Annotated in this window: 21 protein-coding genes and 1 tRNA gene; 12 read left to right on the top strand and 10 right to left on the bottom strand. The window is 57.7% G+C overall.

Annotated elements, in window-relative coordinates:
• Nucleotides 1–246: 246 nt before the first annotated feature.
• The 6 genes from WMO17_RS05555 to WMO17_RS05530 all read left to right on the top strand — a co-directional run bounded on the left by WMO17_RS05555 (nucleotide 247) and on the right by WMO17_RS05530 (nucleotide 6,266).
• Nucleotides 247–693, top strand: coding sequence for a plasmid mobilization protein (locus WMO17_RS05555; RefSeq protein WP_349137618.1), 447 nt, complete (start codon nucleotides 247–249; stop codon nucleotides 691–693).
• Nucleotides 656–2,218: a relaxase/mobilization nuclease domain-containing protein gene (locus WMO17_RS05550; protein ID WP_349137617.1), complete on the top strand. Its 1,563-nt coding sequence runs from the start codon at nucleotides 656–658 to the stop codon at nucleotides 2,216–2,218. Before WMO17_RS05555 ends, WMO17_RS05550 begins: the two co-directional genes overlap by 38 nt.
• A gap of 189 nt (nucleotides 2,219–2,407) precedes the next feature.
• Nucleotides 2,408–2,863 (top strand): CHC2 zinc finger domain-containing protein, encoded by a 456-nt coding sequence (locus tag WMO17_RS05545; protein WP_005937055.1) that lies wholly within the window; start codon nucleotides 2,408–2,410, stop codon nucleotides 2,861–2,863.
• A complete protein-coding gene (locus WMO17_RS05540) occupies nucleotides 2,826–4,172 on the top strand; it encodes a DNA primase family protein (RefSeq protein WP_349137616.1) in 1,347 nt (448 codons plus the stop codon). Before WMO17_RS05545 ends, WMO17_RS05540 begins: the two co-directional genes overlap by 38 nt.
• A gap of 370 nt (nucleotides 4,173–4,542) precedes the next feature.
• Entirely contained in the window at nucleotides 4,543–4,848 is a 306-nt protein-coding gene (locus WMO17_RS05535; RefSeq protein ID WP_154255733.1) for a helix-turn-helix domain-containing protein, read from the top strand.
• Between the two features lie 14 nt (nucleotides 4,849–4,862).
• A complete protein-coding gene (locus WMO17_RS05530; protein ID WP_112143829.1) occupies nucleotides 4,863–6,266 on the top strand; it encodes a site-specific integrase in 1,404 nt (467 codons plus the stop codon).
• A 155-nt stretch (nucleotides 6,267–6,421) separates the two neighbouring features.
• Here WMO17_RS05530 and WMO17_RS05525 read toward each other — a convergent pair.
• A tRNA-Lys gene (locus tag WMO17_RS05525) sits at nucleotides 6,422–6,497 on the bottom strand.
• A gap of 352 nt (nucleotides 6,498–6,849) precedes the next feature.
• Between WMO17_RS05525 and WMO17_RS05520 the strand changes: the two genes are divergently transcribed.
• Together WMO17_RS05520 and WMO17_RS05515 are read left to right on the top strand one after the other, a co-directional pair.
• Nucleotides 6,850–8,073 carry a DUF3048 domain-containing protein gene (locus WMO17_RS05520; RefSeq protein WP_349137615.1) on the top strand — a complete coding sequence of 408 codons (1,224 nt, stop codon included), beginning with the start codon at nucleotides 6,850–6,852 and terminating at the stop codon, nucleotides 8,071–8,073.
• Nucleotides 8,074–8,085: 12 nt separating this feature from the next.
• The gene (locus WMO17_RS05515; protein WP_207698783.1) at nucleotides 8,086–9,177 is read left to right on the top strand and encodes a DUF3048 domain-containing protein; all 1,092 of its coding nucleotides are present in this window, start codon (nucleotides 8,086–8,088) and stop codon (nucleotides 9,175–9,177) included.
• Between the two features lie 301 nt (nucleotides 9,178–9,478).
• On the opposite strand, the gene WMO17_RS05510 is transcribed toward WMO17_RS05515, so the two are convergent.
• Nucleotides 9,479–10,084, bottom strand: a complete 606-nt coding sequence (locus WMO17_RS05510) for a Tat pathway signal sequence (RefSeq protein ID WP_349137614.1) — start codon at nucleotides 10,082–10,084, stop codon at nucleotides 9,479–9,481.
• 89 nt (nucleotides 10,085–10,173) lie between these two features.
• A complete protein-coding gene (locus tag WMO17_RS05505; RefSeq protein WP_005943629.1) occupies nucleotides 10,174–10,848 on the bottom strand; it encodes a histidine phosphatase family protein in 675 nt (224 codons plus the stop codon).
• 339 nt (nucleotides 10,849–11,187) lie between these two features.
• Here WMO17_RS05505 and WMO17_RS05500 point away from each other — a divergent pair, with 339 nt between their 5' ends.
• From WMO17_RS05500 to WMO17_RS05485, 4 genes are all read left to right on the top strand, one after another.
• Nucleotides 11,188–11,883 carry a helix-turn-helix domain-containing protein gene (locus tag WMO17_RS05500; protein WP_005943631.1) on the top strand — a complete coding sequence of 232 codons (696 nt, stop codon included), beginning with the start codon at nucleotides 11,188–11,190 and terminating at the stop codon, nucleotides 11,881–11,883.
• Nucleotides 11,884–12,005: 122 nt separating this feature from the next.
• Complete coding sequence (locus tag WMO17_RS05495; protein ID WP_005943633.1) at nucleotides 12,006–12,620, top strand: twin-arginine translocation signal domain-containing protein; 615 nt, start codon at nucleotides 12,006–12,008, stop codon at nucleotides 12,618–12,620.
• 163 nt (nucleotides 12,621–12,783) lie between these two features.
• The gene (locus WMO17_RS05490) at nucleotides 12,784–13,320 is read left to right on the top strand and encodes a twin-arginine translocation signal domain-containing protein (RefSeq protein ID WP_180806687.1); all 537 of its coding nucleotides are present in this window, start codon (nucleotides 12,784–12,786) and stop codon (nucleotides 13,318–13,320) included.
• A gap of 246 nt (nucleotides 13,321–13,566) precedes the next feature.
• A complete protein-coding gene (locus WMO17_RS05485; protein WP_044953901.1) occupies nucleotides 13,567–14,202 on the top strand; it encodes a phosphoribosyltransferase in 636 nt (211 codons plus the stop codon).
• Between the two features lie 131 nt (nucleotides 14,203–14,333).
• Here the strand turns inward: WMO17_RS05485 and WMO17_RS05480 are convergent, their stop codons facing one another.
• From WMO17_RS05480 to hisB, 7 genes are all read right to left on the bottom strand, one after another.
• Complete coding sequence (locus WMO17_RS05480) at nucleotides 14,334–15,704, bottom strand: MATE family efflux transporter (protein WP_349137613.1); 1,371 nt, start codon at nucleotides 15,702–15,704, stop codon at nucleotides 14,334–14,336.
• A 175-nt stretch (nucleotides 15,705–15,879) separates the two neighbouring features.
• Nucleotides 15,880–16,704, bottom strand: coding sequence for a histidinol-phosphatase HisJ family protein (locus WMO17_RS05475; RefSeq protein WP_349137612.1), 825 nt, complete (start codon nucleotides 16,702–16,704; stop codon nucleotides 15,880–15,882).
• A gap of 7 nt (nucleotides 16,705–16,711) precedes the next feature.
• The gene (gene hisIE / locus WMO17_RS05470) at nucleotides 16,712–17,347 is read right to left on the bottom strand and encodes a bifunctional phosphoribosyl-AMP cyclohydrolase/phosphoribosyl-ATP diphosphatase HisIE (protein ID WP_005943640.1); all 636 of its coding nucleotides are present in this window, start codon (nucleotides 17,345–17,347) and stop codon (nucleotides 16,712–16,714) included.
• 139 nt (nucleotides 17,348–17,486) lie between these two features.
• Entirely contained in the window at nucleotides 17,487–18,242 is a 756-nt protein-coding gene (gene hisF, locus WMO17_RS05465; protein ID WP_154260055.1) for an imidazole glycerol phosphate synthase subunit HisF, read from the bottom strand.
• A gap of 16 nt (nucleotides 18,243–18,258) precedes the next feature.
• Entirely contained in the window at nucleotides 18,259–18,978 is a 720-nt protein-coding gene (gene hisA, locus WMO17_RS05460) for a 1-(5-phosphoribosyl)-5-[(5-phosphoribosylamino)methylideneamino]imidazole-4-carboxamide isomerase (protein WP_005943644.1), read from the bottom strand.
• A gap of 147 nt (nucleotides 18,979–19,125) precedes the next feature.
• Nucleotides 19,126–19,734 (bottom strand): imidazole glycerol phosphate synthase subunit HisH, encoded by a 609-nt coding sequence (hisH, locus tag WMO17_RS05455; protein ID WP_005943646.1) that lies wholly within the window; start codon nucleotides 19,732–19,734, stop codon nucleotides 19,126–19,128.
• Nucleotides 19,731–20,327, bottom strand: coding sequence for an imidazoleglycerol-phosphate dehydratase HisB (gene hisB / locus WMO17_RS05450; protein ID WP_097774580.1), 597 nt, complete (start codon nucleotides 20,325–20,327; stop codon nucleotides 19,731–19,733). The genes hisH and hisB overlap by 4 nt, the downstream gene beginning before the upstream one ends.
• Nucleotides 20,328–20,329: the final 2 nt, after the last annotated feature.

Here is a 20,329-nt window from a genome sequence, read left to right as displayed (position 1 = left end):
ACGTGCATTGCGGTTCGACTTCTGAAATTTTCAGTGTTGCACGGAAAGGGTGAAAGCAAGTATCGACCTGTGGCCACAAATTTTCAATGCTTGAAAATGTTCTGTCACATGGTCTGCCACTTGTTGGGGAGTGCCTTCCCCAAACCCTGCTCTAGCTTCGCACCGTTGGTGCGAAAGCGGCGTGTCGCATTACATAGCCTTCTCCATCCCGGAGTGGGCATTTATCATTTTCACAGGAGGTCGAATATGGCTGAAATGAAAAGTCCGAACGTACACGCAAAGAAGAACCGCAATGACACGCCGCAAAAACGAAAGACACACATCATCAAAGTCAGGGTGACCGCAGAAGAAAAACTGCGGATCGCATACGCCTGTAAAGAACTCCACCTCACCCAGTCCGAACTCGTCCGCCGCGTCCTGTACGGCGTAAACGTCAAGCACACCGTTGTGGTGGCGCAGGGCGGCGAGGATGCACTGGCGGCGCTTGCCGCCTTGTCTGCCCAGTGCAGCAAGGTGGGAAGCAACCTCAACCAGCTTGCACGGCACTTCAACTCCGGCGGCAAAGACACCGAGCCGCTCCGGGCGCAAATACTGGAGGAACTGTCCGCACTCACGAACTTTCGGCTGAAAGCCGAAGAAACGGTTGGTGAACTGTATGGCAACCATCAAGCATTTAAGCTCGAAGAACTCTAACTATGCCGCCGCCGAAAGCTATCTCACCTTTCAGCACAACGAGTACACTGGTCTGCCCATTCTGGACGAGAAGGGCAGACCCAAGCTGCGGGATTCGTACCTGCTCGACACCCTTGAGTGCGGCGAATCTTCGTTTGCTATGGCCTGCCTGATTGCCAATCGCAAGTACGGCAAGAACGGCGGACGGGAGGACGTGAAGACCCACCATTATATCATCAGCTTCGACCCGAAGGACGCAGTAGAGAACGGCCTGACCATGGAGCGGGCGCAAGCCCTTGGCTTGCAGTTCTGCAAGGAAAATTTCCCCGGTCATCCCGCCATCGTCTGCACCCACCCGGACGGTCACAACAGTGCGGGAAACATCCACGTCCACATCGTCATCGGCAGCTTGCGTGTCCGCACCGTGGAACGGCAGCCCTTCATGGACAAGCCGTGCGACTGGGAAGCGGGCAAGAAGCACCGCTGCACTTCTGCCATGCTCCGGCACCTCCGTGTCGCTGTCATGGAAATGTGCGAGCAAGCCGACCTGAACCAGATCAATCTGCTGGAAGCCCAAGGCGACCATGTTTCGGAGCGCGAGTATTGGGCGCAGCGGCGCGGACAACGCCGCCTCGACTATGCCAACGCCAAACTTGCCGCCGAAGGGCAGCAGCCCACCCAGACCGTCTACCAGACCGAACTGGACAAGCTGCGAAAGCAGATCTACGCTGTGCTGAACAAGACCACCACCTTCGAGGAATTTTCTGCATTGCTCATGCAGGAACACGGCATCGCCGTGAAGGAGAGCCGAGGCCGGTTGAGCTACTGCCCGCCCGGCCGGACAAAGTTCATCACCGCCAAGAAACTGAGCAAGAAGCTGGAAAAAGAGCAGGTGCTGACCGCCCTCTCCCAGAACATCCAGCTTGCCGCCATCATCCAGCCCAGCAGCGAGAAGAAACCGGATAAGATCAGGAAACTGGTTGACATTCAGGCGAACGTTGCTGCGGGCAAGGGCATCGGCTATGAGCGTTGGGCGAAAAAGTTCAACCTCAAACGCTGGTCGCAGACCTTGTGTCTCCTGCAGGAGAAAAAGCTGCTCAGCGAAGATGCCCTAGACCAGCGCATTGCCGAACTGCAAACCCAGCACGACGATGCACTGGCGGTGGTCAAAGACCTGGATGCCCGCATGGTCTCCCTCAAGGAGCTGCGCGGGCATCTTGTGGTCTATCGGCAGTACAAACCTCTTGCACAGAAGCTCCAGACTGTGCGGAACCCCGCCAAGTTCAAGGAGCAGCACCGTGCAGAGTTTGCTGTGTACGAGGCCGCTTGCGCCTATTTCAAGGCCAACGGGCTCAGGACGCTGCCGGACCTCAAAAAGCTGGATGCCGAATACCAGACCCTTTCCTCGGAGAAAAACGGTTTCTACACCCGCTACAAGAAAGCGCAGATCGAACTGCGTGAACTCCGCACCGCACAACAGAACGTGGAAGCCTTCTTCCGCAAGGAAGAGCGCAGCCACGCCGTACCGCAGCAGGAGGTCAAATGAACAACACTCTGACGGATCGATGTGTGAATAAACCCAACCTCACCCACGCCCCTCACCGGGCTTCGTCCTTTCGCCTGTACCCCACCCATTGGGACGGAGGGTAGCACCTCTGTCTTTTCGGACGTAAAGAACGCCATCTCGACCCGGCAGGCAGCGGAGCTATACGGCTTCGCCGTAAACCGGAACGGCATGATGTGCTGTCCCTTCCACGGGGATAAACACCCCAGCATGAAGGTAGACAGCCGTTTCCACTGTTTCGCCTGTCAGGCAGATGGCGATGTGATCGATTTTGTCGGCAGACTTTTTCAACTTTCTCCCTATAAGGCTGTGGAAAAGTTGAAGAACGATTTCGGCATGGCACTTGCCGACGGCAAGGTGCGGCTTGCTCCCCGCAGACCGCCCACCGTCCGGCAGCAGCTGCTGGACTATTACCGCTGTCTGCAGCGTTGGCGGGTCCGATACGCACCGCAGTCACCCACAGAAGAACTTCACCCCTGCTTCCTTGAAGCGATAAAGAACCTTGACATCGTTGAATATTATCTGGACTGTTCGGTGCTCCCGGACCCGCAGACCGAAAACGAGCTACGGAAGTATTGGGAGGGATTGCATGAGCGACTGGAAAAAGAGGAACGACGATTGGCGTGATGAGGACGAACTGGAAGAAGAGGAAGAATGCGAATGCCCTTGGGTAGACAGCAAGGGCAAAGTGCGTGAAACCGCTTACTGCCAGTACCTTTTAGAGAAGCACCCCATGATGTGCCTGAAACAGAAGCTGTTCGACCAGAACGGCGAGGTAGACGAGGACGCACTGCTCTACGAAGTCCACAGCGACCTCCGTGACTTTGTGCTCGACAACCTTGCCAAGAAGGAGAAGCAGGTTCTGGACGCACTCCGTATCGAAACCTATACCCCTGAATGGAAACCCCAGCTTGACCGCATCCATCTCCAGAACGGAACCTACTTTCTGGACGAGCGGAGATTTGTGCCGGAAAAGGAACTCTGCCTGAACCGGCTCCCCGTGGAATACCAGCCCGATGCCCCCGCACCGACCAAGTGGCTGGAATTTCTGGACGGTCTGCTCATCCCGGAGGACATTCTGACCTTGCAGGAATATCTCGGCTATCTTCTGATCCCGTCTACCAAGGCGCAGAAGATGCTGGTCATGACCGGCAAGGGCGGCGAGGGAAAATCCCGCATCGGCTTGCTGCTGAAGAAGCTGTTCGGGGAAGCCTCTCACTCCGAATCCATCCTCCGCATCGAAACGAACCGCTTTGCCAGTGCCAATCTGGAGTACAAGCTGGTCATGGTCGATGACGATCTGAACATGGTGGCTTTGCCCGAAACACGGAACATCAAGTCCATCGTCACCGCAGAGGACCGTTTGTGCATCGAGCGGAAAAACAAGCAGGCTGTCCAAGGCCTGCTGTACGTTCGTTTCATCTGCTTCGGCAACGGCAACCTTGTGGCTGCTCACGATGACAGCGACGGCTTCTGGCGCAGGCAAATCCTCATCACGGTGAAAGACCGTGACCCTGCCCGGGTGGATAACCCGTTCCTTATCGAAGAGTTGTCCGAGGAGCGTCCCGGCATCCTGCTGTGGATGCTGGAGGGGTTACACCGTCTGCTGGCAAACCGCTATCAGTTCACCATCAGCGAGCGCTCCATCCAGAACCTCGAAGCAGCCATGGCGGACAGCGACAACCTGACCCAGTTCATGCAGGCAACAGCGTATGTCCGCTTTAAGCCCGACACCGAGGAACGCTCCACCTATCTCTACCGCGCCTACACCAAGTGGTGCGAGGATAATCTGGAATCGCCTGTTCCGCAAAAGAAGTTCAGCCAGTTCCTGCTGAAAAATGCGGGGAAGTATGGCCTGACCTTTTCCAAGCACATCGAGGGAAAGTACCGCGGCTTCCGGGGCGTATGCGTCCACCCCGCCTTTGCTGCGGCATAAAACACACAAAAAGTGAAATTCTCCCGCCCCACGCGCCCCAAATCAGTGGTTTCGACTTGTTATCGCTGTTTTCCTAGGGCGCGTGTCCGCCCTTTTGGGCGGATACAGGGCGGCAACACGCCCTTCGGGGCGGGAGAGAAGGCAAGATGCGCCCCAAAAGGGCGCATACAATTCAGCCATGCGCCCTGTAAAATCAACACAGAAAGGTACTTTTGTGTGGTTTGGGGCGCGTGGGGCGCGTAAATTCAAGTTCTCGCACTTTTTTAGGCTGCTGCTTCGGGTCAGGAGCGGCAGGCCCTTACATATTTACCAGCCCACAGGGTGCAGCTCAACCGGAGCTGCACCGGGTCTGGAGAAGTGCAAAGGAGACATGCCTATGACGAATGTCCGCAAAAATCCCGCTAAACTGACCCGTGAGGACTTGAAAATCGCGCCCGAATCCCCTACAATGGAATTGTCCGAAACCCCTGCCGTAGAACCTTCTGACCAGACCAGCAAAACCGTCCGACACGCCCCGCTCGTTTACCGGGTGGAGGAGATCGCCCAACTGTTGGCGATCTCCAACCGTGCTGCGTACAATCTGTGCAACACCACGAAAGACTTCAAGGTGATCCGCCTCGGTACCAGCATCCGGGTAAGCAAGCAGAGCTTTGACGATTGGTTTGCTGCGGTCTGAGGGAGGGAATATCTATGGCATCTATTCTCAGGCGCGGAGATTCCTACTCCGTTCGTTTCAAATACAAAGACCATGCTGGCCGGATCTGTGAAGGCTGGGAGAGTTTCAAAACCAAGAAGGAAGCGCAAGACCGCAAGATCTCGGTAGAGAAAGAACTCTTGGACGGTACGTTCCTCATACCCGATGCAATGACGGTAGCGGAAATGCTGTACAAGTGGCTCCCCATCCAGTCCAGCAAGCACAAGTGGGCACCCAAAACCTACACCCACACGGTAGCCATGATTCAGAATCTTGTCGTGCCCTATCTCGGCAAGAAGCAGATTCAGAAGGTTCAGACGTATGACCTCGAACAGTTTTACGCCACGCTGAGCCGGACACCGCGCGGACTGTATAAGCAGGGTGTCAAGCAAACGCTCACCGACAAACAGAAGCGGCAGTTTCTGACGGGTGCTTCCATCCGGGAAGTCCACGCCATGCTCAAGACTGCTTTTTCCTATGCCGTTGAGTGGGGTCTGCTCCTCAAGTCACCGATTCCGAGAGAAGCCCCGAAATCGACCTCGGAAGAACGTGCCATCTGGGACGAAAAGACCATGCTTGCTGCGTTGCAGACCATGACCGACCCTACGCTCCACCTTGCTGTTCATCTGAGCATGATTCTCTCGCTGCGTGTCGGAGAGATCCTTGGCTTGCAGCCGGGAGACATCGACTTCGATGCAGCGGATGGACGTGGGACCATCACGGTCGGCAGGAGCTTACAGCGCACCGAAAAGGCTGCACTGGAAAAGACCGACCCGAATCAGATCTACCACATCTTCCCCGACCAGCGTGAGGGCAGCAGCTCCGCACTGGTGCTGAAGAAGCCGAAAACCAAGAAATCCAGCCGCACCCTTTATCTGACGAGACCCTTGAAAGAGGAACTGCTGGCTTGGCTGGAAAAGCTCCGTCAGGACGAGCTTGCCATGGATGGCAGATATCGCAACTGTGGCCAGCTCTTCCGCCTGCCCAACGGTATGCCTGTTGCCCCGGAAGCCCTTTCTAAATGGTACCGCACTTGGCGTGCAGAGCACCCGGAGTTTGAGAAGATCGTGTTCCACGGTCTGCGCCACTCCAGTGCCACTTACCAGTTGATTGAATCCGGCGGCAACATCAAGGCCGTGCAGGGCAACACCGGCCACGCCACCACGGGCATCCTGATGGACACCTACGCCCACACGCAGGACAAGCCCCGGTTGGAGCTGGCTGAGAAGCTGGAAGCAGACTTCTATTCACAGGACATCAGCTCCCCCAAATCCGGCTCTGTGCCGGTAAAAGAAAATCTGCCGGACAGCATCCAGATCACCCCGGAAGGGCTGCTGAAAGTTGTCCGACAGATGAACCCCGAGCAGCGGCGTGAGTTCACCCGCCTGCTGTTCGCCTGAAAAAAGTATGGAAAAAACGCTCACGATGCACAGAATGCAGACAATGCAAGGAAAAACACGGCTTTCCCGCCGGTGTGCAAAAAGTGTGCAAAAGTGTGCAGAGCCCCAGAAAAAGGAAAATCCCACGAGGAATCTTACGATTCTTCGTGGGATTTTGGTGCGCTCGAGGGAACTCGAATCCCTGGCCCTCTGATTAAAAGTCAGATGCTCTACCGGCTGAGCTACGAGCGCATATTTCCGCAGTGAACATACTGCCGAATAATATTACCACAACTTGCGCAAAAATGCAAGGGTTCCCGGGCAAAAAGGCGCAAAAAGCTCCTGCATCGGTGTGGGCTTCCGCTTTTCATCCGCGCAGCAGATCGAAGATGCTCCGGTGTCGGCAGCGGAAGGGGCTTCATCCCGATAACTTCCTCTTTACAAACCCGGCAAGAATCGTTACAATCAAATCAAATCCGTCTGCAGTGCGCTGCGTTTTACTGCCCGGCAGTGTGCGCCCCGCCGCGCTGCACCCGCAAACTTTTTCCCGGCTTTGGCATTCTGCCGGGCCGCGCCGATACGTTTTTTGCAGGAGGTTTTTCCTATGAAGATCACTCGCCGTACTGTTCTTCGCCTGACCGGTGCCGCTGCCGCTTCGCTGGCGCTTTCCAGCTGCAGTGCTTCCGGCAGTGCCATTCTGGGCAGCAATTTTTCCAGCTGGCTCCAGCAGACACTGGGCATCAGTTCTTCCGGCGCAGCTTCTTCTGCTGCATCCTCGGAGGACATGGCTGCTTCCTCGCTGGCAGCAGGCGAGCAGCCCGCTGCCAGTCTTGCCGCACTGCCCGCTTACGATGCCGACCCGCTGACCGGTGAGGCCAAGCGCAGCAATGGCCGTATCGTGGGCGTGATGGTGAATAACATCTCCAACACCTCTCGTCAGAACGCCCGTCCGCAGCGCGGCCTTTCCTCTGCCGATCTGCTGATCGAGTGCAAGGTGGAGGGCGGCATCACCCGCTTCTGCGCGGTGTTCCACGATGCCGACTCCATCCCGGAGATCGGCCCGCTGCGCTCTGGCCGCGACCAGTTCCTGCAGCTGCTGATGCCCTATCAGGCGCTGTACTACCACGACGGTGAGAGCGCCGCCTGCACCAAATTCATCAACGTATACAACTATTCCGGCCTGAACATCGGCGGCAAGAGCTACTTTAATACTCCCACCCATCCGCATGTGGCTCACCGCGACAGCCGGGGCCGGGATGTGGCCTATGAACACACCGAGTTCACCTCCGGCAAGGAGATCCGGCAGGCCGCTTCCAACGCGGGCATCGGGCTGAAGTACGATTACGACGCCACCTTCTTCCGCTTTGCGGACTACCGCACCGGCGAGGAGAACGCCATGCAGGGTGCTTCCTCCGGCAAGGCGGTCAGCATCACCCACTCGGACCACTACAAGACCAGCTTCCGCTATGATCCGCAGTCCCGCACCTATAAAATGCAGATGTACAGCCGCATCTCCGGCAAATTTGAAAACACCGTGGACGAGCTGAGCGCAAAACAGCTGAGCTTTGACAACCTGCTGGTCTGCTTTGCGCCCATCGAACGCTATTCCGGCGACTCTGGCGATGTGCAGCAGGTAAGCTACATCTCCGGCGGCGATGCCTACTATTTCAGCCGCGGCGCTGTACAGCATGGCCGCTGGGAAAAGGCTTCGCCTGAGCATCCGCTGCTGGTCTACGACAAGACCGGTGCGCAGATGCTTTTCAACCGTGGCAAGACCTATCTTGCCATCGTGGACGACGACGAGTGGTCCAACTTCAGCTATCAGTAACGAGGGAACCGCATGAAACGCATCTGGAATCTGGCCCTTGGCACGGCGGTGCTGTGCACAGCCCTGCTGTGCGGGTGTGCACTGTCCGGCCCCACTGCCCCGGACAGTGCAGCGCCCACCGACCCGCTGACCGGGCAGGAGCTGCAGTATCCCGGCGAACGCACCGCCGCCGTTGTGATCGACAACGCCGCTTCCAGCACCACACAGTGGGGCATTGGCAGCGCATCGGTGGTGCTGGAAGCCCTGACCGAGAGCGGCCAGCCCACCAGCCTGTGCTTGGCTTATCCTTCGGTATCGGCCATGCCAACCGTCGGTCCAGTGACCCTGGGGCAGGATCTTTACTGGCGGCTGCTCAGCGGGCAGGAAGTACTGCCCATCCAGCGGGGTGCAGGGCAGTTTGCCCGCAACTATCTGGATTATTATAACCTGCGGGCCGTGGACGCGCTGGAAGTGGGCCGCAACGCCTTTTCCTGCGATGATGTCTGGAGCGGCGCGCCGCTGTGGCATACCAGCGGCGGGGAGGTCGCTTCCGTGCTGGGCAGCCTGAACCTTTCCGGCGCATTGGGCGACCACGGCAGCAGCGCTTCCTCCTCGGCCAGCACTGCCGAGGACAGTTCTGCCATTTCCGCTCTGCCCGCCCTGCTGCCGCAGGCCAAAGAGCCCCGCCTGCCGGAGCCCGGTTCCCGGGATGCCGAACAGGTGCAGATCAACTTTGCGCCCCAAAGCACCACCGGCTTTGCCTACGATGCGGCCAGCGGCACCTACGGGATGCTCCGTGCCGACGGCACCGCCCAGCTGGATGCCAACACCGGCGCGCAGGCGCAATTCGACAATTTGCTGGTCCTTTACTCCGCTTCCAGCCTGCGGGACGACGGCACCACGCTGGACTACGACCTGTCCCTTGGCGGCGGTGTCTGGCTGAACGGCAGCCAGCTGTGGCACATCACATGGACGCAGGGCACAGGCTCCACCTTTGCCTTTTACGATGCCGACGGCAGGCCGCTGACCATCCGCACCGGACGCAGCTACATTGCGCTGGTCTCCAGCGTGACCGGGCAGGAGCTGACGGTATTGGATTCCGCCGGGCAGAATGTGCTGAATTGACAAAACAAAAAAAGACCATCTGAGGCATTTTTAACTGCATCTCAGATGGTCTTTTATTCCGTTCAGGAACTCCTTCCGTCATCGCTGACGCGATGCCACTGTTCCCCTTTTTGTCACTTGCGTGACATCTGCTCCTCTCTTTGTCACCTGCGGTGACATTTCTCCCCGGCGCGGGGAGAATCTGTCCCGGCCGGGGGAAGTCTTTCTCATGGAGGGAGGCTTTGGCAATACGGCCAAGTTTTCCTTTCGCCAGAGGCTCCCTCTCCGAGGGAGCTGTCGAGCGTATGCGAGACTGAAGGAGTTACAGATCCACCACGCTGCCGACCTCGGCAGGAGAGGTGGGCACCACGCCCAGCACGGCGTGGTCAGTGCTGCGGTTGACCGTAAAGGTCACGCTGCGGCCCGCCGCGAAATCCGGGTGATAGGTCAGCTCCAGCGTCTGCCAGTTGTCCGGCACTGCGCAGAAGCAGTGCAGCAGCGCGCCGCGGCCTGCCGTCAGGTTCAGGGTGAACACCGAAGCATCCGCCGCGTTCTCGCCGTAGAGCGGCGCAGCAAAGCTGCCGCAGCGCACCGGCTTGCCATCGCACACAGCGGTAACGCCGGTGCCCATACTGTACAGGTCGCCAAGCGTGCACACCTCACGGCTCTGCAGATAGCTTGCGCCCACCGGCAGGGTGGATGCGGAGAGGTTCTCCACCGAGAGGTACACCAGCACATTGCCCATTTCCTGCGCAGGGGCATAGCCCAGCAGCTCCACGGCAGCTTTGCCGTCCAGCAGGGCAGGTTCGCCTGCAAGATGCGGCTGCTGTGCCGCTGCAGGTACGCCGGTGAGCAGCGCTGCCGCAAGGCTGACCGCACCGGAGCCGGCACATTTCAGGAATGACCGGCGGGAAATGGACTGGGACATGGAACTTCCTCCTAAAATAATCGTTCCCTTATACAATAAAGGATTGCGCCGCTTCTGTCAAGGGATGGGCCGAAACTGTAACCGAATCCTTATTCAAAGGCTTCGTTCTCCTCGGTCTCAGCCTGACCGCGCAGGGTATCGGCATAGCCAAAGGGCACGATGTCGATGGCTTCCACCAGACGGTCCCGCATCCACAGCTGCACATCGGTCTGCACGGTGTAGCCGCAGCCGGGGTCTGCCATCCACTGCTCCGGGCGGCGGGTGGGCACCGCGCGCTGGCTGAGCATGCTCATGATCACGCCGCCATGGGTCACACAGGCTGCTTCGGTCACATCCATGCGGATCATATACTCAAACAGCTTCATCAGGCTTTCGGCGCAGCGGGCGTGGAACTGGTCGGTAGGCTCTGCGCCTTCGGGCACATAGCCGGAGCCGGGGGTGATCCACTTTTTAAAGTCCTCGTCGTGCACCAGCTCCTTGACCGGCTTGTTCTCAAACTTGCCAAAGCCGGCCTCCCGCAGGTCGTGCACGGTAAAGGTGTGCTTTGCATCCGGGAACAGGATGTTGGCTGTTTCCACCGCGCGCAGCAGCGGGGAGGAGAACACGGTATCCACCTGCGGATACTCGAACCGCTCTTTCAGCTCATTGAGCTGCGCGCGGCCCTCGTCGCACAGAGGGATGTCGGTGCCGCTGCCGATGTACAGGCCCTGCAGGTTGCCTGCAGTCATGCCGTGGCGGATGAGATGAAGCTTGAACGTTTTCATGGATAGTGCCTCTCTTTATCGCTGTGCGGCGGCACGGGAATGGGCGGCAAAACCCGCTGCGGAGAAAAAATCTGGCAGAAAAACGTGTCGTCTGCCAGATTTTTTGCTCTTTGGCGGCAGCTACGGCCCCGCGCACGCCACAAAATGTATGCGTTAATACCTATAGTTTAGCATAGATATGGTGTCCAGAGCAAGTCTTTTGACAAAAATGACGAAAATCAACGAAAAATATCGTCACTTTTCTTGCTTTACAAAAGGTTTTCCGTTGTGTATAATCAACCTGCTGTAAACCAAAAACAAGGATGTCCCCCTATATCGAACTTTGAGGAGCCAAAAATCATGGAATTCAACCGTATCATCAAGCTGCTGCGCAAGGAACGCGGCATCACCCAGAAGCAGGCCGCCGAGGATCTTGGCGTCTCGCAGGCGCTGCTGTCCCACTACGAAAAAGGCATCCGCGAATGCGGCCTGGACTTTGTGGTGCGCGTGGCAGACTATTATAATGTTTCCTGCGATTATCTTCTGGGCCGCAGTGCAGAGCGCAACGGCATGATGCTCTCGGCAGAAGACCTTCCGAACCCGGACAAGATGAAGGACAACATCTACCACGGCAGCGTGCTGCCCACCATGAACAAAAAGCTGATCTCCAACGGCCTGAACGTGCTGTACGCCAAGATCGGCCAGTGCCACAGCAAGGCCCTTACCACCGAGGTGAGCGCCTACCTGATGATGGCCGTAGCCAAAATGTTCCGCCTGCTGTACTCGGCCGAGCCGCACAACGCCGCCAGTATGTTCAGCATCGATCCCATCCGCTGGCGCGGCTGCTCCGATGCCGTGATGCGCATGTCCGAAGCCAACGTGGAAGCCCTGCTGGACGGACAGGATGTGAACGGCGGCGAGGGCGTAAAGGACCCGGCCTGCCTGACCATGACCACAGAAAGCCTGACCCGCGAGTTCCCGCTTTATACGCCCAGCCTGTTAAATCTGGTCAAAACCAGCGAAACACATGTGAAGGGCCTTACCCACGAAGGGTGATATTCCTGTGAAAAAGCTGTAAATTCAGCCCCCAAACCCTTGCATCTTTCGGGCAGAAAGGGTATAAACAGAATAGAACATTCTGGAATACGGTTTTTCCTATCAAAAGGAGGATTTATTTTATGTCCAACTCCATTTCCCGCCGTACCTTCCTCAAGTGCACTGGCGCATCCGTTGCTGCTCTGGGCGCAGCAAGCCTGCTGGGCGGCTGCCAGCAGAATGGCAGCGCCACCATCGTGGATGTCAAGGTCGGTGATAAGGTCAGCAACTGGAACGGCCTTGGCGTTCAGCTGACCAGCCTGTTCAACATTGATACCGCACCTGCACAGGCCGGTTACGAATACATTGCTGTTCTGGTCACCGTGGTCAATCGCACCAAGAACCAGACCTTCAACATCGGCGCACAGAATCTGGCCGAGATCAATGCTGCTTATCCCGTGCCCCCGCAGGAGAACGTGGATGCAAACTTCCACGCACTGGCAGCAGCTTCTACCGATTTCTCTGCTTCCTGCGACGGCCAGAGCGTGGAGTGCGGTGCCAACATCTCGCTGTACAACTCCAACTCTCAGACCTTCTCGGATTCCACCAATCTGCCCCCGCAGGGTACCGGCTATCTGCAGCTGATGCTGATGGTCCCCAAGGGCTGGCAGCAGCTGAGCGTTACTTACATGCCCACCTTTGCAGCGGATAAGACCATGACCTTCGTCATGACCGCTGCAGACGTGACCCGCGCCTGATACGCGGCCCGCACAGGACGAAATTTCGTCGCAAAACAACGTCACAGCTCAAAATTTCATCATTTTATTTTGCCAAAAGGCATTGACATCCGGCCCGGTTTCGCCTATCTTATAGGTAATGCCGCAAGGCCGTACTGATCTGCTTTTTAAAGGAGGAACGAACATGTCCTATACATTCTCCCGCCGTGACTTTATGAAATATACCGCTCTTACCGCTGTTGCCATTGCAGGTTCCGGCATGCTGACCGGCTGCTCCAACCCGAACCGTCCTGTCGGCAAGACCGGTGACACCCTGAAGCCGGGCGACGGCATCTGTGAAGCCACGCTGAAGAGCGCCACCTATAATCGTACTACGCTCACTTGCGAGTTTGAGATCTATACCAAGGTGAGCCTGCAGGTCAACCAGCAGCATTTCCAGGTAAATGTTACCGATGCTGACAATAAGCTGCATACTTATTATCAGGGTGTCTCCGGTGTCACGATTGATTTGGTAGGTGGTTCCAACGCCAGTGTCGATGCGAAGACTACTGTGACTCCTACGCTGAAGGTTTCCGGGATTGAGAACCTTACCAGCGCATCCAAGGTTCAGGTGCTGTACATTCCGAAGATGTACGCAAACGGTAGCATCACTGATTCCTACAGTGATATCTATGCCACTTGGGACATCACCGATGCCATCAAGGTTACGATTGTGGACTGATTTTACTTTTGCATTAAAGGCCCGCACCCTGTGGTGCAGGTCTTTTTGCGTATGCGGGCCATTTGTATCCAAGTTTTGGGCGATATCATGTAAAATGCACAAAGTTTTTTAGTGGATTTATGCCTTGTGCACAGGTTTCTTTTCCGGTACAATAGGGTTATAAAAATGTGCAGGAGCATCGCAGCGATGCGGTGCTTTTTGCATTTGAGGGGCAACCCGGAAAACCTGAAAAGGAGTGTTGTTTCGATGATCAATATGGTAAAGCTTCCCACCAAAAAAAGCAATCTGTTCCTGCGCGTAGCAAAGGGCCACTTTGCTACCAGCCACAGCCATATCAACTATTACATCGATGTCACCACCCAGAAGTCCCGCCTTTCCGAGGCCAAGGCCGTGGCAAAGGAGCTGGTGGCCGCTTACCAGCACAGCACCATTGTGGACACCGTGCTCTGTCTGGACGGCACGCAGGTGATCGGCACCTGCCTTGCCAACGAGCTGACCAAGGACGGCTTTGCCAACATGAACGCCCACCAGACCATTTATGTAATCACCCCGGAGTACACCACCGGCAGCCAGATCATCCTGCGCGACAATCTGGCCCCCATGGTCAAGGGCAAGCATGTGCTCATTCTGTCCGCTTCCATCACCACCGGTTACACCGTGCAGGCCGCTGTGGAGGCCGTGAACTACTACGGCGGCACCGTGGCAGGCCTTTCCGCTATTTTTGCCACCACCCATGAGTGCATGGGCTATGAAGTCACCTCCATCTTTGACCCCGCCAGCCTGCCGGACTACGCCAGCTTTGACAGCCGCGACTGCCCCCTGTGCAAGGCCGGCCAGCACATCGATGCGCTGGTGAACAGCTTTGGCTATTCGGCGCTGTAACCCCTTTCAGTCTGCTCACTTTGTTCGCATCCAGCTCCCCCAAAAGGGGGAGCTTTCTTTGTGCTTCCCGTAAAATGCAAAAAGCTCTCCCTTTCGGGAGAGCTGGCATCGCACAGCGATAACTGAGAGGGTTATTTTTTCGGGAACACAAAGGGCTCGTGCAGGTACACCGCCACCAGATATGCCGTCATGAAGCACCAGATGATGGGCTCGCACAGGATGACCGCATTGTACTGGAATTTCGGGATGAACACCAGCACAAAGATCACCTTGCCCACCAGCTCGATCACGCTGGAGAACAGCGGCAGCACCTTCTGGCCAAGGCTCTGCAGCGCGTAGCGGGTGCACAGCAGCACGCCCAGCACCGCATAGAACGGTGCGTTCCACAGCAGGTACCGCGCACCGTTTTCCAGCACAATGGGTTCCGAAGAGCCGGAGATCAGCTGCACCATCCACTGAGCACCAAAGCTCATCAGCACCACGGCGGCGACCATCACCACCACCGAGTACAGATACATCTGCCGCATTCCCCTGCGCACACGGTCGGGCTGGTTTGCGCCGCGGTTCTGGGAAACGAAGGTGGAACCAGCGTTCGCCATGGAGATGAGCGGCATATCCGTAAAGGCAAACAGCTTGCGGGCAGCGGTGTGCCCCGCAATGGTCAGGGTGCCAAGCCCGTTGATGCCGTACTGCAGCACCACCGAACCCGCAGACACGATGCTGCTCATCAGGCCCATGGAGATGCTCTGGCTGAACAGCTCCCAGTAGAGATGACTGCCCACGGCGAAATGCTTTTTCTCCGGGATGAGGATGCGCACCCTTGCCAGCACGTACAGAACGCACAGCACCACCGAGATGCCCTGTGCAATGACCGTTGCCACCGCTGCGCCCCGCACGCCCATGCCAACCCCGGCAATGAACCACAGGTCCAGCCCCACGTTCAGCACCGAGCTGATGAGCAGGAACACCAGCGGCATTACGCTGTTGCCAATGGCGCGCAGCAGGCCTGCGCACAGGTTATACATAAACATGACCACAACGCCAAGGTCGATCACGATGATGTAGCTGTAGGCATCTTCCAGAATTTCTGCCGGGGTATCCAGCAGCTGCAGCAGGGCACGCAGACCGAAAAAGCCTGCCGTTGTAATGACCAGCGACGCGATCAGGCCAATGACGACCGACCCCACCACCGTGCGCTTGAGCAGGTCTTCGTCCTGCGCGCCGTAGGAGCGCGCTGCAACGATGGCAAGGCCATTGCCGATACCGATGCCAAAGCCGACTAAAAGCTCGTAGATCGAGCCGCAGGAGCCAATGGCAGCAAGGGCTGTATCGCCCAGCACATTGCCCACGATCATGGTATCCACCGTGTTGTAGAGCTGCTGGAACAGGTTGGAAACCAGAATGGGCAGCATGAACAGCAGCAGGCTTTTTAAAATAGGCCCGTGCATCAGGTCTACGTTCATGTTGAAGAAGCTTTTCTTTTGGGGCTGCGCGTGGGTCATAGGGTTCCTCCAAAGTTCTATTTTTACCGCAAAACAACCCTCTCAGTCTCGCTGACGCTCGCCAGCTCCCCCGAAGGGGGGAGCTTTTATGCTGCGTAAAAGAAACAGCAAAACCTCCCCCTTTCGGGGGAGGTGGCAATGCGAAGCATTGACGGAGAGGGTTATCTCCAATTTTTTACAGCTCCTGCGTCTCGAAGCCGTTGCCGGTAAGCACCTGCACGCTGGTAAAGCCTGCAGCCTTGATGGCGGCGGCAGCTTCGTCAAAGCCGTAGGTCAGGCTGTTGATATCATGAGAATCAGAGGTAATGATGACCTTGCCGCCCATCTTCTGCCACTCGCCCAGCAGCCACGGGCCGGGGTAGAAGTCCTTGCGGTAGCCGCGGTACACGCCGCCGGTGTTCACTTCCAGCAAGCAATCGTTTGCCTTTGCGGCCTGCAGGGCCTTGAGGGCAGCGGCCTTGTAGCGGGGCGATTCTTCGTCGAAGAACTCGCCGTTGGCATTCAGCTTCTTGATCAGGTCGATGTGGGCCAGAATATCCGGCTTGAGGGCGGCCACCTTTTCCACCTCGGCAAAGTAGGCTTCCACAGCGGCAAGGGGATCTGCGTCAAAATCATCGTTGATGCAGTCCCACAGGTCCTGCGGGCGGAAATCGATCTCGTAATACTTGCCGGTGTTCTTGCCGTACAGGTGGTGTGCGCTGCCGATCCAGTAATCGTAGCCGGTGCGCTTATCCTCGCTGAGGATGTCCCACTCGATGCCGCACAGGATATCCACCTTGCCCTTGTACTCGGTCTTGAGCTTGGCGATGGTGGCCTTGTACTGGGCGGTGCGGCTGGGGCTCATGCAGTATTCGCGGTCGCGCTGGGTGTAGCTATGGCCGGTGAAGCCCAGCGTGGTCAAGCCCTGCGCACACGCAGCACTTGCCATATCCTGCAAGGTATTTTTGCCATCGCACATGGTGGAGTGGCAATGGACACTGGACTTCTTATAATCTGCCATAGATAATTCACTGCATCCTTTCCTGTTTGACCTTGTGGTCAATGACGTGACGTTTTTCCAGTTCACGGGTCACATCCTCCACCGTGATGCCGGCGCTGACCATCAGCACCAGAACATGGTAGGCAAGATCGCTGATCTCGTAAACGGTCTCTTCCTTATCCTCTTTTTCGCCCGCAATGATGACCTCGGTGCACTCTTCGCCCACCTTTTTCAGGATCTTCTCCTTGCCCTTCTCGAACAGGTAGGTGGTGTAGCTGCCCTCCTTGGGGCTATCCTTGCGGCCCTTGATGAGCTGGTACAGGCCCTGCCAGCTGAACTGCTTCAGCTCCGGCGAGACGTATACTTCGTTGAAGAAGCAGCTCTCGGCGCCGGTGTGGCAGGCGGGGCCGGATTTGACCACTTCCACCACCAGAGCATCGGCGTCGCAGTCGGCGGTGATGGACACCACCCGCTGCACGTTGCCGCTGGTCTCGCCCTTACGCCAGATCTCCTGACGGCTGCGGCTCCAGAACACAGTGCGGCCCTCGGCGATGGTGAGCGCCAGCGTCTCGGCGTTCATGTACGCGAGGGTGAGCACCTCTTTGGTGTAGTGGTCCTGCACGATGGCAGGGATCAGGCCCTTTTCATCAAATTTCAGATTCATAACGGTTCTCCCTCCCCGGATGGGGATATTACTAGTTTAGCGTATTCGGTGCGCAAACGCAAGAGTTTGCGGGTTGTTTTTGCGGAAATCCAGTTTCGCGTTACGGCTTCTCCCCGCGCCGGGGAGAAATACCCCGGCGTTACAGCCGCATCTCCACGCCGTTTGCGTTGAGGTATTCTTTCAGGTCGCGGATGGTCAGCAGCTTCTGGTGGAAGATGCCCGCCGCAAGGCCTGCGTCGATGCCCTTGTGGTGGAACAGCTCCAGAAAGTCTTCCTTTTTGCCTGCGCCGCCGCTGGCAATGATGGGCACGTTCACCCGCGCCGCAACTGCATCCAGCATCTCAAGGTCGAAGCCGCTGCGCACGCCGTCGGTATCGATGCTGTTCAGGCAGATCTCGCCTGCGCCGTGGTCCACGCACCAGCTGATCCAGTCCAGTGCATCCCGGCCGGTGTCCTCGCGCCCGCCCTTGGCGAACACCCGGAACTGGCCGTCCACCCGCTTCACATCGGCAGAGAGCACCACGCACTGGTTGCCGTAGCGCTGTGCCGCCGCCGGGATAAGGCCGGGGTCCTTCAGTGCGCCCGAGTTGACGCTGACCTTGTCCGCACCGCACTTGAGCACCCGGTCGAAGTCTTCCAGCGTATTGATGCCGCCGCCCACCGTGAGCGGGATAAAAATTTCGCTGGCGACGCGGGTCAGGATATCCGTGAACAGCGCCCGGCCCTCGAAGCTGGCGGTGATATCGTAGAACACAAGTTCATCTGCACCGGCAGCGTTGTACATGCGGGCCATTTCCACCGGGTCGGCCACGTCCCGGATGCCTTCAAAGTTCGTGCCCTTGACCACGCGGCCATTGCGCACATCAAGGCAGGGAATAATGCGTTTGGTGATCATGTCGTTTCCCCTCCGTTCACTCCTGCATCAGCTGCACGCAGCGCACAAGGTCCAGTGCGCCGGTGTACAGGCTCTTGCCCAAAATGGCAGCGGCAGTGCCCATTTTTTTCAGTTTCAGAAGCTCTGCTTCGGACGAGATGCCGCCGCTGGCCGTAAAGGCCACGCCGGGCACCTCTTTGGCAAGCGTGCGGTACAGGCCGAGGTTCGTGCCCCTCATGGCACCGTCGCAGGCAATGTCCGTGTAGATGATGGCGGTGCATCCGGCATCTGCCAGCCGCTTGCAGAAGTCCACGCCCGGCTCGGCGCTCACTTCCTTCCAGCCATGGATGGCCACATAGCCGTCCTTTGCGTCCACGCCCACGGCAATTTTATCGCCGTATTTTTTCAGCATCCGGGCGGTAAAGGCAAAATCCGTCACCGCCACGCTGCCAAGGATGCAGCGGCCCACGCCGAGGGAGAGGTATGTTTCAATGCGTTCCTCGGTGCGGATGCCGCCGCCCACCTCAATGTATAAGCCGCCCTGTTTTGCCAGCGCGGCAATGGTATCGTAGTTTGAAAGGGTGCCGTCCTTTGCGCCGTCCAGATCGACGACGTGCAGATTTTTGGCCCCCGCTGCAAGGAACTCCCGCGCCTGTGCACAGGGATCCTCGCCGTAGACGGTCATGCGGCTGTAGTCGCCCTGCGTCAGGCGCACCACCTTGCCGCCCCGCAGGTCAATGGCTGGAAATAATTGCATTTGAATCTCCTTCAGAAACGAACCCTCTCAGGCTCGCATTCGCTCGCCAGCTCTCCCGAAGGGAGAGCTTTTTACATTTTACGGTTCACTCTTTAGAAGCTCCCCCTTCGGGGGAGCTGGCAACGCCGCAGGCGTTGACTGAGAGGGTTATAGCTCCGCAAACGCCTTCAAAATTCGTAGTCCGGTATCCCCGCTCTTTTCCGGGTGGAACTGGGTGCCGTACACCCTGCCCGCCCGCACCGCGCCGGTGACAGGAATGGAATAGTCGCTCACAGCCAGTGTACTCTCCGTACAGTTCTTGCCGTAGTAGCTGTGGACGTAATAGACGTATTCTCCCTCACGGATGTACTTGAACAGCGGGTCGTCCTTTACAATGTGCAAGGCGTTCCAGCCGATCTGCGGCACCTTCAGGCTCTTGTCCGCAAGGTCGGGCTCCAGCGGGCAGACCTCGCCCTTCACAAAGCCGAGGCCTTCGTGCTCACCGTACTCGTAGCTCTTTTCAAACAGCAGCTGCATACCAAGGCAGATGCCCAGCAGCGGCTTCCTTTCGGCTTCTTCTTTCATGACCGGTACAAGGCCCGTCGCCTCCAGCTTGGCCATGGCATCGGCAAAAGCGCCCACGCCCGGCAGGATCAGCCGGTCGGCTTTGCGGATGGTGTCCGCATCCGCAGTCACAACGGCTTCCAGTCCCAGCTGCTTCAGGCTGGACTTCAGGCTGAACAGGTTGCCCACGCCATAATCGATAATTGCGATCATACCAGCAGTCCTTTCGTGGAAGGAATTTCGTCCTTGTGGGCTTCGTCGATCTTCACGGCCGCGCCCAGTGCATGGCCTGCGCCCTTGAAGCAGGCCTCGAGGATGTGGTGGGTATTTTCTCCCGCAAATTGTACAAAGTGGATCGTGGCGGGCACGCTGCGGGCAAAGCCCAGCCAGAATTCCTTGGCGCACTCCACGTCAAAATCGCCCACCTTTTCGGTGCTGCAACGGACATCCCAGTTCAGGGTGCAGCGGCCCGAAAGATCGACGGCGCACAGGATCAGCGCTTCATCCATGGGCAGATAAAAGCTGCCGTAGCGCTGGATGCCGCGCATATCGCCCAGTGCCCGTGCAAAGGCCTGACCCAGTGCAATGCCCACATCCTCGGTGGTGTGGTGGTAGTCCACCTGCACATCGCCGTGGCAGGTGAGCACTAAGTCAAAACGGCCATGGCGGGCGAACAACTCCAGCATGTGGTTCAGAAAGCCGCACCCGGTGTCTACCTCGTAGCGGCCGGTGCCGTCCAGATCAAGGGTAAGGTCGATCTGGGTCTCATTGGTGTTGCGTTCCAGCGAGATCATTCGGTTCGGCATGG

Origin of the sequence: Faecalibacterium faecis (assembly GCF_040096475.1) — a bacterium.
GTDB lineage: Bacteria > Bacillota > Clostridia > Oscillospirales > Ruminococcaceae > Faecalibacterium > Faecalibacterium taiwanense.
The sequence above is the reverse complement of the archived record's forward strand: the minus strand, read 5'-3'. Positions and strand labels throughout refer to the sequence as shown.